Source organism: Vibrio lamellibrachiae, from assembly GCF_050337265.1.
Taxonomy (GTDB): Bacteria; Pseudomonadota; Gammaproteobacteria; order Enterobacterales; family Vibrionaceae; genus Vibrio; species Vibrio kyushuensis.
In genome coordinates, this window is sequence record NZ_JAKJSU010000005.1 from 498,163 (window position 1) to 513,013 (window position 14,851).

The 14,851-nt window shown below is 41.8% G+C and carries 12 protein-coding genes; 5 read left to right on the forward strand and 7 right to left on the reverse strand.

Translation table 11 applies throughout. From position 1 onward, the window contains the following. Window positions 1–9: 9 nt before the first annotated feature. Complete coding sequence (locus tag L4C54_RS07840) at window positions 10–1,101, reverse strand: cytochrome-c peroxidase (RefSeq protein WP_428807727.1); 1,092 nt, start codon at window positions 1,099–1,101, stop codon at window positions 10–12. A 390-nt stretch (window positions 1,102–1,491) separates the two neighbouring features. On the opposite strand from L4C54_RS07840, the gene L4C54_RS07845 reads away from it, so the two are divergent. The 4 genes from L4C54_RS07845 to L4C54_RS07860 all read left to right on the forward strand — a co-directional run bounded on the left by L4C54_RS07845 (window position 1,492) and on the right by L4C54_RS07860 (window position 8,305). Then, entirely contained in the window at window positions 1,492–3,840 is a 2,349-nt protein-coding gene (locus tag L4C54_RS07845) for a HEAT repeat domain-containing protein (protein WP_428807728.1), read from the forward strand. Window positions 3,841–3,951: 111 nt separating this feature from the next. Beyond that, on the forward strand, window positions 3,952–6,477 hold the full coding sequence (locus tag L4C54_RS07850) for a PAS domain S-box protein (RefSeq protein ID WP_428807729.1): 2,526 nt from the start codon (window positions 3,952–3,954) through the stop codon (window positions 6,475–6,477). A 32-nt stretch (window positions 6,478–6,509) separates the two neighbouring features. Then, window positions 6,510–7,841 (forward strand): sigma-54-dependent transcriptional regulator, encoded by a 1,332-nt coding sequence (locus L4C54_RS07855; RefSeq protein WP_428807730.1) that lies wholly within the window; start codon window positions 6,510–6,512, stop codon window positions 7,839–7,841. Window positions 7,842–7,846: 5 nt separating this feature from the next. Further along, a complete protein-coding gene (locus L4C54_RS07860) occupies window positions 7,847–8,305 on the forward strand; it encodes a CopD family protein (RefSeq protein ID WP_428807731.1) in 459 nt (152 codons plus the stop codon). Window positions 8,306–8,386: 81 nt separating this feature from the next. On the opposite strand, the gene L4C54_RS07865 is transcribed toward L4C54_RS07860, so the two are convergent. The 3 genes from L4C54_RS07865 to L4C54_RS07875 form a co-directional block, all read right to left on the reverse strand. Beyond that, entirely contained in the window at window positions 8,387–9,556 is a 1,170-nt protein-coding gene (locus L4C54_RS07865; RefSeq protein ID WP_428807732.1) for a tetratricopeptide repeat protein, read from the reverse strand. Window positions 9,557–9,786: 230 nt separating this feature from the next. Further along, window positions 9,787–10,302 (reverse strand): bactofilin family protein, encoded by a 516-nt coding sequence (locus tag L4C54_RS07870; RefSeq protein WP_428799756.1) that lies wholly within the window; start codon window positions 10,300–10,302, stop codon window positions 9,787–9,789. Continuing rightward, a complete protein-coding gene (locus L4C54_RS07875) occupies window positions 10,206–11,159 on the reverse strand; it encodes a M23 family metallopeptidase (protein WP_428799755.1) in 954 nt (317 codons plus the stop codon). The genes L4C54_RS07870 and L4C54_RS07875 overlap by 97 nt, the downstream gene beginning before the upstream one ends. A gap of 270 nt (window positions 11,160–11,429) precedes the next feature. Between L4C54_RS07875 and L4C54_RS07880 the strand changes: the two genes are divergently transcribed. After that, window positions 11,430–12,134 (forward strand): DUF445 domain-containing protein, encoded by a 705-nt coding sequence (locus tag L4C54_RS07880; RefSeq protein ID WP_428807733.1) that lies wholly within the window; start codon window positions 11,430–11,432, stop codon window positions 12,132–12,134. A 101-nt stretch (window positions 12,135–12,235) separates the two neighbouring features. On the opposite strand, the gene L4C54_RS07885 is transcribed toward L4C54_RS07880, so the two are convergent. The 3 genes from L4C54_RS07885 to putP form a co-directional block, all read right to left on the reverse strand. Then, window positions 12,236–12,712 (reverse strand): Lrp/AsnC family transcriptional regulator, encoded by a 477-nt coding sequence (locus L4C54_RS07885; protein WP_428800730.1) that lies wholly within the window; start codon window positions 12,710–12,712, stop codon window positions 12,236–12,238. A 94-nt stretch (window positions 12,713–12,806) separates the two neighbouring features. Then, a complete protein-coding gene (locus L4C54_RS07890) occupies window positions 12,807–13,037 on the reverse strand; it encodes a hypothetical protein (protein WP_428799753.1) in 231 nt (76 codons plus the stop codon). A gap of 286 nt (window positions 13,038–13,323) precedes the next feature. Next, a complete protein-coding gene (gene putP / locus L4C54_RS07895) occupies window positions 13,324–14,814 on the reverse strand; it encodes a sodium/proline symporter PutP (RefSeq protein WP_428807734.1) in 1,491 nt (496 codons plus the stop codon). Window positions 14,815–14,851: the final 37 nt, after the last annotated feature.

Below are 14,851 nucleotides of genomic sequence, written 5' to 3' on the forward strand. Positions count from 1 at the left end.
CTGTCCTCCTTAATTCTTCACATTGCGCCAATCAGTGATCAGCTCATAGTTGTAGTCAGACTTCATCCAAACATGCTTTTCAGTCGTCAATGGCTCACCAGACAACGACTCCAAGAATGCCACCAAGGCTTTTTGCTCTTTCCACGTTAGATTAAGCGGCTTAATGCGTGGATCCTTATTTGAATCATCACCACCGCCATGGTTATAGAACGCCACGACATCAGCCAAACTCTCAAGCATCCCGTTATGCATATAAGGTGCGGTGTATTTGAGTTCACGCAACGTTGGAGTGATGAACTTACCCATATCTGTGCCATCTGCTTTGTGCGTCTGAACATGCGCACCAACGTCACGTTTTAGGTTCATGTAATTTTCATTACCCATAAACATGTTAAATGCAATGAACGTATGGTGACGGCTAGGATCACGGAAGATATCGAAGTTTTCTGGTACACCCGTGTTGTAAGGGTTTTGATCGGTAAATAGCGGACCGTTATGACACGATGCACACCCTGCCTTACCTTTAAATAGCGCAAAACCGGCGGACGCTTGATCACTCAATTGCTGGGTATCAAATGCCGATGATGTCGAGGTAAGAGTTTTTAAGTATTCAGGAATCGCTTTACGTACACTGCCATTAGACGGCTCACCGTAACCCGCTTCCTTAAACATTTTCACATAAGTTGGGTCTTGTTTAAGACGCTCTTGCATCAAACGCATGTCCATGTTCATTAACCAATCTTCGGTAATGTTTTCACGCGTTACATCATTTAAGTTAGTTCCAATACGACCATCATGGAACCACACTTTTTTGTGGGTTGTATTAATTAAAGTAGGCACGTTTCTAAAGCCTTTGCTTCCCGTGTAAGCGGGGGCCAATGCTTCTGGATATGAGTAACCACTTCCTGGGTTGTGACAAGATGCGCACGACAGCGCAGTGTTACCCGATAAACGAGTATCAAAGAATAGGCGTTTCCCCAACTCTGCTTTTGCTGCATCTATTTTAACTTCAGGTAACGGTCCAAACTGATTGGTATCCGCTTGACTTAAAGTTGAAAAAGAGAGGCTTACAGTCGCAGCAAGGATTAGCATTTTTCTCATTGTTATGCTCCTTAGCTTCCAGCTATCGTTGCACTCGGTTCCAATTCCTTATGCAACATTTTTATATTTTTCCAAGCTAGCTAGAGCATAAATTGAGCCAACTTTTGATCGCCTCATTTATTCCGGAAAAACAACCAGTTACGGCCACTGTGAGCTAGATCTCACCAGTGGAAATTGAACGTTTTGTGGTATTTCTCAATAGTGAATCTGAACGAAACGTTAAATCTTGCTTCAGTATCGATGCCATTACGCAGCAGAACCCAACTAAGTTGTTGTTTTCATTTAAATATACAGCCACCAACAGAGTAGGCATGGAAACTGCTTAAATGCATATAAGCAAAGAGAGCTAGTGACATATAAGTAACAGCAGACCAATCAAGGTATAGGGATATGAGAATGCATGATGTTGAACTAAAAGAAGTGGAAATCGAAGCCGCTAACCAAAAATCTCAATCGTTACTCATCGAATTACTCGCCAGCGGTGACGAAGCACAGAAGTGCTACAGCGCAAGAGCAATTGGCCAAAGTCAAATAACAGCAGCCGAAGCAGAACTTAACAAGAGCTTATATCATGCCGACCCAGACGTTGTCGTTGATTGTGTCAATGCGCTAGCCCAGCTAAATAGTGGTGATGTTTCCGCTTTAGAAGATGTAGCAAGAAACCATCCAGAGGGTGATGCTCGACTAGCAGCGTTGAATGCACTTAGCCACCACTTTTCAAATGCAAGCGTCAGAGTCTTATTTGAGGACTTTGCCCTTGGCAGACAACAAAACGACCAATGGGGGCTAGCAAGTGATTGGGACGATTGGTGGGATATCCAAATAAAAGCAGTCTCAGTGTTAGTAGAACATGCAACGAAAAATAGCTTACCGTTACTGAAACAGATCCTTGAGCTTGACCCAGAGCCGGAACTTGAAGCGCTTATCTACAACGGTATTGCGAAGCTAGATCCTGACTGGATCATCGAAGAGCTAGCAAATGCTCCATTGATGAAAAAGCGTAAATTGCTTAAGTCACTAAATCATTCCAACGCCCAGATAGCGAGAGCTTTTCTGTATAAACATTTACGCGATAACGATGCTGTTATTCGAAAAACATCCATTGCTGCTCTAGCTAATAAACAAGCGAGCGAGTATTTCTGGGATATTGTGAAATGCTTACAAGACGACTCAACACTTGTTCAACAGCAAGCTATCTTGGCCTTGGATAGCTTTTCTCAAGTAGACAACCTAGATACCGGGCGTCTCATTGGGTATTTAGAAAATGCTTCTTCAAATGCCTACCCAGAACTATTAAAGCTGTGCCTTAATCAGAAACTTAGTGTGAATGACATTGATCGAATAGTAGAAAAAGCCAACAGTTCGAACCCACACGCTCTCACTGCTCTTTTATCACACTGGGATAGCATTACCTTAAATTTCCAGCATAAAAGCACACTACTTGATTGTCTTATTACTCACTTAGCCGACCTTAGAACCGAAACACATGTTCAGATCCAGCTCATTCGTCAACTTCCCCTATTTCAAGATCATGAAGAGTACTCACTTACTCTACTAGAAAAGTTCATTCATCGTGAAGATGAACAAAATGGCCATCCATTTTACGAATCCAGTATACGACAGGCTTGTTTCGATACCCTTAGCCATTCAGCTCATCCAAGCTGCGAACATATGCTAAAAACCACACTCTTTGGTGCACAAGCTTATCCAAATACGATTGACGTTACCGTTGTTGACGACAAACAAGAAACAGAAATCTCTTCAGCCGAAGAAGCGCAGCAAGCAGAGTTAGCTGCACTGCTCGATGAACACAACGAAAAATTTGCTGAGCCGATGAGTAATACTAACTCTCCGACCTCAACTCTGGGGATGATCCAGCAAGCAAACGTCGAGTCTGTTTTGGTTCAGCCTAATCAAAGCAGTGATAAGAAGCATGAAGATCAGCAAAAAAATATCGTTGAGATGGTCGAAGAGCTAGACGGGGATCTAGAGAACTATGCGAACATTGTGAAAGCGCACTTTGATAGCGCAGAACACCTAGATATGAACCGCAGAAAAATTGCCAAACTGCCTAACTTAGACAATCGCTTAATTGGGATTAAAGCTCTCGGTCAATCGCATCACCCACTTGCCACCCGGTGGTTAGTTGAATCTATTCTAGGGGCAGAGCCCAATGAAATGCGTGAAATATTCCAAGCATTAACGCTACAAAAAAAACGTAACAAGAAAGATAAACAGATCGATAACGGCATTGGGGCAGCGGGTAATGCAATCCATCACGGCGATCCACTACTCAAACAGGCGGCTGGCCATTTTCTATCAACCATGCCAACCAGTAAGGCGATTCCATTACTACTCGTTGGCCTTAATGATGACAATGAACATGTTCGCTTAACCTGTCTAAATTCTTTGGAGTTACATCTAGATAAAATCAAGCTCACTCACAGAGACGAAGTTAAAGTAGCAATCTATAAAGCACTTCAAGACCCTGCGGGCGGTGTCAGAAAGCAGGCTTTGAGACTTTGCTGCTTAAGGTTAAAAGACGAGATAATTACACCCGAGCAATTAGAACCCTTATTAAATCTGGCATTAAATGATGAAGAGTCACACAGCGTTGCTAATACGATGTTTAAACGCTTTAAATTGCCGATCTTAATGTTAATTAATCAAAAGCTCATGACGCTTGCCGATCAAAGACAACCTAACGCCATTAAATTATTGGGTGAAATGCTAACCTAAATCTTAATCAAAAAACTTGTAACTTAAATCCAAAAAAGATGGGAGACGGCACAGATGTTCGCCTCCCGTTTTATTAGTATTATCAATGCTATATTCTCAGGGATTCACGTTATGGATAACGATATCAACGTACCAACAAAACGCGCTTTTATTACCGAATGGTTAATATGGGCGATCCCTGCGTATATTGCTCTTGCTGTAATTATGAGCTTTCACTACTTACTTAGCGTAGAGAACGACAAACAATACGCTCTACATAATGAGCGTGTGATTGTCGACTTGATTAAAGAAGTCCTTGGTGAAACTCTCGTTAGAATGAGCGCCGATGCGAAAAACCTGTCGTATATTACCAGTGAACTGATCTCTACCAACTCCAATCAAACTCAAGCATTAGCCGAGTTTTTTAGCCAGTTAAGCTCTAATAACCATAACTACGACCAAATTCGCTACATTGATAGCTTCGGTGATGAAAAGCTTCGCATTAACAATGTCGATGGCATGATCCATTTGGTGCCTCAGGCACTGTTGCAAAACAAAGCACACCGATATTACTGGCAACATTCAAGCAAGCTCGGTTCTGGTCAAGTTTATATCTCTCCAATGGACCTCAATATTGAAGGCGGAGAGATCCAAAAACCGTTAAAGCCAACCATACGTGTTGGTACTCCTGTATTTGACAATAACGGAAAGAGACTCGGCGTTATTATCCTCAACTATAAAGGGAGCCAGTTAATCAATAAGCTTTTTACTGTCGCGCCGAGCTTTACCAATCATGTCTATCTCTATAATCCACAGGGCGTTGCTGTTATTCACCCTAGCGACAATGGGCAAGCCAACTTTGCCATTAATGCCAATCGAGATATCTCTACAGAAGCCTTAGAGCTTTTAAAGCAAAGAGGTGAAGGGCAGAACCTATTTGAAACCGATTACTACACCTACGCCCAGATAAGTGCTCCTAACAATGGTAACTGGACCGTCGTTTCGGTTTTTCCAACAGCCCGCTTTAATCTTTCTCGCCTCGCCTTCAGCAATCAGTACTCCTTGCTATACGCTTTGGCTTTGCTCATCGCCACCATATCCACGATCTCATTTAGCCGTTACCGAGTGCATACTCGATACCTAAGACAACAACAGCGCTATGAACAGCAATTCCGTCACACGTTAGAAAACATTCAACTAGCAGCGGTGAGTATCAACCATAAAGGAGTCATAACCTTCTGTAATGATTTCTTTTTGAATATGGTGGGGTACAGCAAAAACGAGGTAGTTGGATTTAATTGGATTGAACGATTTATCCCTAAACGCCTTCAGGCTCAGGCTCAAGAAGCACTAACAGAAGCCATTCGCCATCAAGCTCATCAGCCGCACAGTGAAAGCGTAGTATTAAGTAAATCAGGAGAGATACACCTGGTCTCATGGACATCGACTTTTACCGAATCCAATGACGCATCTATAAGCCTCACTCTTTTAGGGGAAGATGTTACTGAGCAAAAAATGGCCCAAGATCAATTACAGCAGCTTAGCCATGTTGTGGAGAGAAGCCAAAACTCTGTGATGGTGACCGATCTTGATGGCAGTATCCTCTACGTAAACCCGGTATTTTGTGAACTTACTGGTTACTCAAGAGATGAAGTGATAGGTCGAAGTCCGAAATTTTTACAATCAGGGGAAATGCCTGACTCAGGTTACGAATTACTGTGGCGAACACTCAAAACCGGCAATGAATGGCGTGGAGAGTTTCAAAATCGAAAGCAAAATGGCGAACTCTATTGGGAGCGAGCACGCATTTCACCAGTAAAAGATGTCGAAGGTCGACCACTCTATTACGTTGCGGTTAAACAAGATATTACTGAAGAGAAGCGACTTGCGAAAGAGGTAGAAAGACAAACTAAAGAGCGCATTCAACACGAAAAACTCGCTGTAGTAGGTAAGGTAGTGAACATGATTGCCCACGACCTTAGAAATCCACTCAGCTCCATTAAAATGGTGTTGCAGATCCATGCTCGTAACGAGAAAAATGAGATGTTTGATATTTCATTGGAGCAAGTACGCTATATGGAAGCGATACTTGAAGAGCTATTGACTTATTCTCGCCCCGATCAATTCAAACCAGAATGGATCGATATTAATAAGCTTTTGGAAACCTTAATTGCAAGCCAGCAAAAGATGGCTCAAGAATCAAATGTTGAACTGCTTTTGTTATTTCAACCAAACCTTCCCACGGTGTATGCTGACCCAATAAAACTGCGTCAAGCAATGCAAAACGTTTTGGTCAATGCCATACAAGCCTCGCAATCAACCACAAAGCACAAAGCTCAGGTGAAAGTCTGTACTAACATTATGATCACAGATTCATCGACTCAGCTTCTTATCGACATCGAAAATAACGGACAATCCATTGATCCATGCTTAACTGAAAAAGTGTTTGAACCTTTTTTTACTACGAAAGCTAAAGGGACTGGGCTTGGCCTCGCAATAGTAAAACGAATTATTGACACACACCAAGGGCAAATACATTTAAGTCCAATAATGCCTTCCGGCACGCAAACCAGAATTAGAATTCCAACATCTCCACCACGAACCACAATTGCACCAACAACAAATGAGCAAGAATGCTTAGACGTACAAGAAGCATGAATTAATGAACAAAGGACTGCGAGAATAATGACATGAGTAAAATATTAATCGTCGATGATGATTCTGGTATTAGCAGAACTTTACAGCTCCATTACCAAAGCCAATCACACACCGTTGAGATCGCACACTGTGTTGATGACGGCGTTAAACTTGCGCTATCACTGCAACCAAATGTGATTATTTTAGATATTCGCATGGAGGGAAAGTCAGGGATTGACGGACTGCCCGAGTTTAAGGCTGCATGCTCAGAAGCTCGAGTGATCATGATCACCGCCTTTCATGATATGGACAGCACCATTCAAGCAATGCAAAAAGGGGCGGATGAATATATCCACAAGCCGATTGATATTGATGAGCTTGATCAGGCCGTGATTAAAGCGCTTGAATATCAAGCCTCCAATGACCTTGATGCCGTCATTATACCTGAAGCCTTTGGCCACTCTATGGTGGGGTCTTCTCATGCAATGAAAGAGGTCTACAAGACCATAGGCCGTGTCGCCTTAACTAACGCTTCAATTATGATCACCGGTGAATCAGGTACAGGCAAAGAGATGGTCGCCAGAGCCATTCACAATGCAGGAAGATTAACCACCTCACCTTTTGTTGCTCTCAACTGTGCAGCCCTAGTTGAAAACCTATTAGAGTCAGAAATGTTTGGCCATAAGAAAGGGGCGTTTACAGGTGCAGTTTCTGACCAGCCCGGTAAATTTGAACTTGCCAACAAGGGCACACTGTTTCTCGATGAAGTGGGTGAATTGACTCCGCAAATACAGGCCAAATTACTGCGAGTGTTACAAGAGAAAGAGTTCACACCAATTGGGGCTAAACAAACCGTAAAAACGTCTGCTCGAATCATCTCGGCAACCAATGTTGACTTTGAGCAAGCGATCAAAGACAAAGAATTTCGAGAAGATCTCTTCTACCGCCTACAAGTTGTGCGTATTCACATTCCACCACTTAGAGATCGACGTGAAGACCTAGAAGATCTCATTCCAGCCTTACTCGCTCGCGCCAATAAAGAGCTGGGTACAAAAGTGGCTAAAGTTGCGCTTGATGCCATGGAGCTGCTATGCCAATACCATTGGCCGGGTAATGTTCGAGAGTTAGAAAACACCTTAACCAAAGCGATAGCTCTGTGTCCGGGTAATAGACTTAGCGCTGACCTATTTGCTGAACTTAAACCTACAGTTGAACTAAACCAGAATAAACTATTTGAAGAACCAAACCTTAGCCTGCAAAATAACGAATACCACCACGTATTACGTGTGCTCAATAGTGTTTCTGGTCATAAAGGGAAAGCTTGCGATATTCTCAAAATTAGCAGGCCAAGACTGCAACGAATTTTAGAAAAAAGTGAAGGATAACTCAGGTGTTTGGATTTTTATTACTGTTACATATTTTAGGTGCCACCATTTGGACTGGAGGGCACATTGTATTGGCATTCGTCGTTCTGCCAAGGATCCTCAAAGAAAAAAGCCCCGAAGAACTGCTTAAGTTCGAGTCTGTATTCGAAAAAATCGGCATGCCTGCACTCATAATACAAATAGTGACAGGGGTTTCTCTTGCCTATCAAAAAGCGCCAGACTTTATGCTTTGGCTCGACTTTTCCAATCCATTGATTCATGTCATCTGGCTAAAGCTAACTCTGCTTCTCGTTACTTTCTGTTTTGCTCTAAGCGCTCGATTTCGTGTTGTTCCGAAACTAAGTGACCCTAAATTAGGAAAAGAAATCCTGCCGTTAATGGCATGGCATATCATTCCTGTCACCATAATTTCGATTTTATTTGTAGTAGTCGGGGTATCATTTAGGACAGGGTGGTTCTATTAACCGTTTTAAATACGAATACCAACCGCGAGTTTAATCTCGCGATTGCATCTAAATTCATCTACCCTCGATACGCAGTGAGCGTTAGTTTATTGGTTTATCCATTTGATTCGTAGAATAATCAAAATCATGACTTACCTCACTGCTCGCGCTGTTTTCTGTTCCATCCAGTTTTTCTGAATGACTTTCGACTGGAACAGCCATACTCACATCGTTAGTTTCTGTCTCTGCACCAACTCGAACAGCCTTCTCAGGAAGGTAGACACCGCGCTTATACAGTTTATTCAGAGCTTTAATGATTGAATGTTTACCCACTTTCTTTGCGGTGATCTTTTGGATCAATGGCTTAGCAAGTGATTGAAGGCCAACAACTGAATCTACACCAATGTTGCCTCCAACTTTATCCCTCAAAACTTTCGCAGGTTCATATCCAAAGTGCGCTGACAAAAACAACCAAATATAGGCTATAGCGTTGCCTGTTTTTCCTCTATCAATCCAAGCCTCTCCTGCGTGATACATAGATTGGGCATGACCCTTTTCAGCAGCGCGCTCTAGCCAATAACACCCTTTACTATGATCTACACCGACCCCAATGCCATTCAAATAGTTAAGACCAAGTTTCATCCGCCCTTCTGAACTATTTAACTTTGAAGCTTTTGTGTACCAGAAATTTGAATCTTTCGGGCTAGGCATTGGGTTAGTTGGTGAAGTACACCAATCCCCCATAAATAGTATTGCAGGCAGGTGTTTGTCTTCCGCCGAGTTTCGAATCATCTCCAAAGCTTTATCTACATTAATCGCTGTCCCCTTACCTTTCAACAAGGCCATCCCCATATCAAATTTGGCTTTGGTACTGCCTTCTAGTGCTGTGATACAAGTTTGCCAAAACTTCGATTTTTCTTTGAGAATAAGGTCTTCACGCATTTTTTGACTTATTCGAACAACACCGTACATGCCCGTTACGTTATCAAGTTCAGCGGCTTTATCGTACCAATACAATGCTTCTTTTACGTTGGTTCTTTCCGCTTCTTTCGCTAGAAAAAGAATAGTGGGAATATGACCATTTTCAGCTTTACCTAAACGTTCTTGTCTTTCTAGCTGGCGAGACTTTTCTAGCGCTTTACGATAAGCCACTTCTCGTTGCTTTCTTTCTTCGTCTAGTCTCTTCCTGCGAAGTGATAGTGAAAGCATCCACAGAAAGGCTAGAATCAATGATAAACCGGTTGCGCCAATCGCAATCCCTATAATACTCATACGTCGAATTCTTATATTATGATGCTTAGTTATCGGTCATTAGATGAAAATATTGAGAAATACCGACACTTTTTACTTTCTCTAATTCAATTATACGTAGATATATGAAAAAGAACCTTATCTATAGTCTTGCGTTTAAAATACCACATAGACAATTTCTAGGGGGTATTTCAACAAAAAACCCCGCATAAATGCGAGGTTTGGATAGTATTGAGTAGTAAAAAGATCGATTACTTAGCGTTACTGCACTGACGAGTGTTTTCAGCTATTTTTTTTTCAGCCATTTTTTTATCGGCGATTTTCTTTTCAGCTAGCTTATTCTCAACAACTTTGTTTTCCACAACATTATTGTCAGCCAACTTTTTTGCATCGCTAAGCTCAACAACTTGTTGTTCAGGTGTCGCGTGAGTCACACCGGTAAATTTACCGCCAGGTTGAATGCTGAGGTTATCGCTGTAAATGGTACCAACGACACTACCGCGAGCAAGGATTTCAATTGTCTCAGCGTGACAAGTACCTTCAAACTTTCCATTCACTAGAACACGTTCTGCGTAGACTTCTCCGCTAACAATGCCCGTTTCGCTAATTGTTAATGTATGCTCTGCACGGATTTCACCATCCACAGCACCATCAACTTGTAGATCACTTTCTAGCCTGAGTTGTCCTTCAATCGAACAGCCTTTTGCGATGACAGTTGTAGCTGACTGCTGACTCTTAACTCGACCTTGTTTACTAAAGATTCCCATCGGATACCTCTTACTTTACTGAATATGGTCTCAAATTCATCCACACCCCAATCCACGAAGGGCCTAGGATCTAATGCACGACCAACAAATCTAACTTCATAATGTAAATGTGGACCTGAAGACAATCCACTATTTCCTGAATGAGCAATTAAGTCCCCTTTCTGAACAAAATCGCCACTTTTAACCAAAAATTTATTTAAATGTGAATAAGAACTGGTAAATCCATAACTGTGTTGAAGTCGAAGAAAATTACCCGAACCTTTATTACTTGGTCTTGTGACCTCAACGACACCGTCAGCTGGTGCGTAAACTGGCGTTCCAGTATTCACAGCGAAATCTTGTCCACGGTGTGTTTTAACCACACCCGTCACTGGGTGTATTCGTTTCCCGTATCCTGACGAAATTCGAGCGTTATGAACAGGCGCACCGCTTGGAATCTGAGTCAACATCACCATTCTGACCGAAGATGTAATCGCTGCTGTGTCTAAGCGTGACTCCAGTTCAAATTCGTTCTCAGTATCACTCATACCGAGAACCTTTTCCAAGTCTCCCAACCTATCTGAGACCAAGTTCATACGTTCTTCACGAACCACTAGGTCACTCTCCAGACTTAGCTTTAATTCTTGAAGAGATGAGACCTCTTCCGTCAATGACATTGACTTTGTTTCTAGCTCACGTTGCTTAAGCTTAGCAAAGTCGACCTCATCTACCAGGTGATAGATCACACCTGCTGTCACTACAATCGCAATTAACGAGAAATAGCCTAGCCCTTTTAGAAAGTGGCGGATCCACTTTCCTAAATGAAAATGTCGAGTTCCGTGAATAGACGAAACTGAAACTACTACTCTTTCTTCCATACTTCCATCAGTGCAATTGCTTAAAAAATTATCAGGATTCTAGCAAACAAGTCAGCTTAACAAAACAAAGTCCTGTTTATGATTACATCAACCTCACAGCTTTATTGCCAACTATGTGACTTGTTACTAGTCGAGTTTTGCATTTAATTGACATAAGTTTTTATAAATTCTAACTATTTTTCATCCTTTAGGGACAAAAGCACTTCTACCCTTTTTTATTGGTAAAAGATCTCTTAATATCGGCCCATAATTTACTTTTTCGCGAAAACTATGAACAAAAGCTTACTTACTAACCTAATCGCGCTGATTATTCTTATCGGTGGTTACTACTTCGATAACGACATCATCTTTTTTGCTGGGCTGTTTGCCTTCTCTGGAGCAGTCACTAACTGGCTCGCTGTGCACATGCTATTTGAAAAGGTACCCGGGCTTTATGGCTCAGGTATCATCCCAGCTCGCTTTGAAGAATTTAAAGCTGCGATAAAAACGCTCATGATGGAACAGTTTTTTACAGAAGAGAACATCGATCGCTTTTTGAATAAAGAGATGGCCGGAGATAAATCTCTAAACCTCGAACCAATACTTGAGAAGATAGACTTCAACCCAACATTTGATTCACTCGTTGAGGTTATCGCAAACTCTTCATTTGGCGGAATGTTAGCGATGTTTGGTGGTACAGAAGCATTAGTCCCACTCAAAGAACCGTTTGTTGAAAAAATGCAGCAATCGGTTGTTGAAATCAGCCAAAGCGATACGGTTAAGCAAGCTATTAAAGAACAATTTGAATCACCAGAAATGATGAGCGAGATCACCACCAACATTGAAAATATCATCGACCAAAGACTTAATGAGCTCACGCCTCAACTGGTTAAATCTATGGTTCAAACCATGATCAAAACCCATTTAGGTTGGCTTGTCGTTTGGGGTGGTATTTTTGGTGGTCTTATCGGTATCATTTCTTCATTGGTCCTTTAACAAAACGGCCAATCAAAAAAACAACTTAAACTTAAAAAGGAAAATATTCAGGTATTTTCCTTTTTTCTTTCATATCGAAACGAGTTTATTTAGTTAAAGGCTTATAACGTCGAAAGCAGCTCAGGGTTAACACCAAGGCCATGCTTATGCTCTTCAATAACCACTTCACTTCGTGTTTGAATCACTCCGGGTAAAGTCCCCAGTTTGCTCGACATAAAGACTTGATATGCTTTCATGTCTTTTACACGCACTTTTATCATGGTGTCAAAATCACCTGATAGCGAATAACATTCTTCTATTTCAGGCATAACGGATACGGCATCTGAAAACTTTTCAAAGATAGAGAAGCTTGTCTGGTCGAGACGGATATGGATAAATACTTGCACATCTAACCCCAGTTTCTCAGGGTTTAGTTCAGCATGATAACCGTTTATATAGCCCTCTTTTTCAAGGCGCTTAACACGGTCTGAACACGGTGAGGTGGTGAGGTTTACTTGCTTTGCCAGTTCTACTACCGACAAACGCCCCTTAAGGTGAAGCGTTCTTAATATTTCGCGGTCAATTCGATCTAAGTCCATTTTCATACGCATATCTATCAAACTTGATTTTGATAATATACTAAGCAGACCTAGTTAACGCTAAACACATGCACAATCAGCGTTAGAGCGTGGCTTAGATCACTCTTATATCTGAAAAATTGGTAGCCGTTAATTCTGAACGACTATTGCAGTCACGGCAAAAACCCTGCTTTTCCATTTTTACGTAATGATCGCCTTGGAATAAGCTGGTAAACAGCATTTGAATTCCTTGAAATGTCGATTCTTGTTTCTCTGACTGACAACGCTTCATAACAACTTTGTGGTGAGTTGGCTTGCGACAACAATTGCAGTAGACCTTCGACATTTTCATTTCTCCAGAACAATAATAGGGTTATTGATAATTGACACATTGTGTATGTGTAAGTTCAATTGACCCAAACATTAGTTTGAAAAACGTGAGCGAAGTTCAAAAAGAAAATCCGTACTTTCGTTAATTACAATGACTAAACCGTCTGGGTCTCATATTTAATACAACAATGTCCTGCTATAAACAGGACATTGTGGATACTAAAACGCAAAACGGTCTAAACAGTCAGGCTGTGGTCATTGTTTCTTCAAGTTTGACAATAGCCCGTCAGTTCATTCATTTATTAGTCTAATTCTTGCAACTGTTTTTCAAATTTAGCGTGTAATTGAACCACTTCTTCTTCAGGCTCTCCGCTCATTAAGCTAACAACCACAATACTGATTGTTGAAAGAATAATCCCTGGGACAATCTCATACACATCGAACCATCCACCGCTTATTTGCTTCCACACTACAATGGTCACACCACCAACGATAATGCCGGCCAATGCGCCGTTACGGTTCATTTTCGACCAGTAAAGGCTAAGTACAACCGCAGGGCCAAATGCTGCACCGAATCCTGCCCATGCGTAAGAAACTAAATCAAGCACAGAGCTATCTGGATTCATTGCTAAGAAAAGAGCAACTAGAGATATCCCTACAACAGCAAAACGACCAATACGGACAATTTCTTCAGACGTTGCTTGTTTATTAATAATTTGTTTATAGAAATCTTCGGCTAAAGCAGAAGATGACACCAATAATTGTGAATCTGCAGTACTCATAATTGCCGCTAGAATCGCAGCGAGAAGCATACCAGCAATAACCGGGTGGAAAATGGCATCGACTAGAAGCATAAATATTGTTTCACCGTCGGCTAAGGTTTCCATTGGCGAGTTTGTTACATAAACAAGACCAACCAACCCTACAAGTAACGCGCCGACCATCGACAATGCTGTCCATAACACTGCGATACGGCGAGCTGTAGTCAGGTCTTTATTTGAACGAGTCGCTTTGAAACGAGCCAAAATATGCGGCTGACCAAAGTAACCTAAGCCCCACGCAACCAATGAAATAATGGCAATGGCTGACAGTGGCTCTCCTTTCGTGTCATTCCACAGTGTTAGTAGCTCCGGGTTGATATTAGATAGATCCGTTGTTAATTGACCAATCCCACCCTGCATAGCTGCTACAGGAACGATCATCAATGCTGCTGCCATTAACAACCCTTGCACCAAGTCGGTCCAGGATACTGCTAAGAAACCGCCAAATAATGTATACGAAACAACACATAACGTACCGATAATCACCGCGTAGGTGTAATCTAAGCCAAATACTGTTTCGAATAATTTACCGCCAGCTACTAAACCTGAACTTGTATAAAAAAGGAAAAACAACAAAATGAAAAACGCAGATATAGTCTGGATCAGCTTCGAGTTATCGTTAAAACGTCTCGATAAAAATTCAGGTAATGTAAGAGCATCAGTTGTGATGCTGTAAGTTCTAAGGCGTTTAGCGTTAATGTACCAGTTAGCCCATGTACCTAGAAGTAGGCCTCCCGCTAGCCAAACCGCTTCGATACCCGCGGCATAAGCATAGCCCGGTAACCCAAGCAATAACCAACCACTCATATCCGACGCGCCTGCAGAAAGTGCAGCGGGCCACGGCCCCAATGAACGGCCACCTAAAAAGTAATCGGTAGAATTTTTCGTACGTTGGTATGCAATGATTCCTATTGCCATCATCATGATCAGATATGCAATAAAAGTGGTCGTAATAGCAAAGCTATTTTCCATGTTTTGTTCCTCTTATATAAAAATAATCTTCCATGAA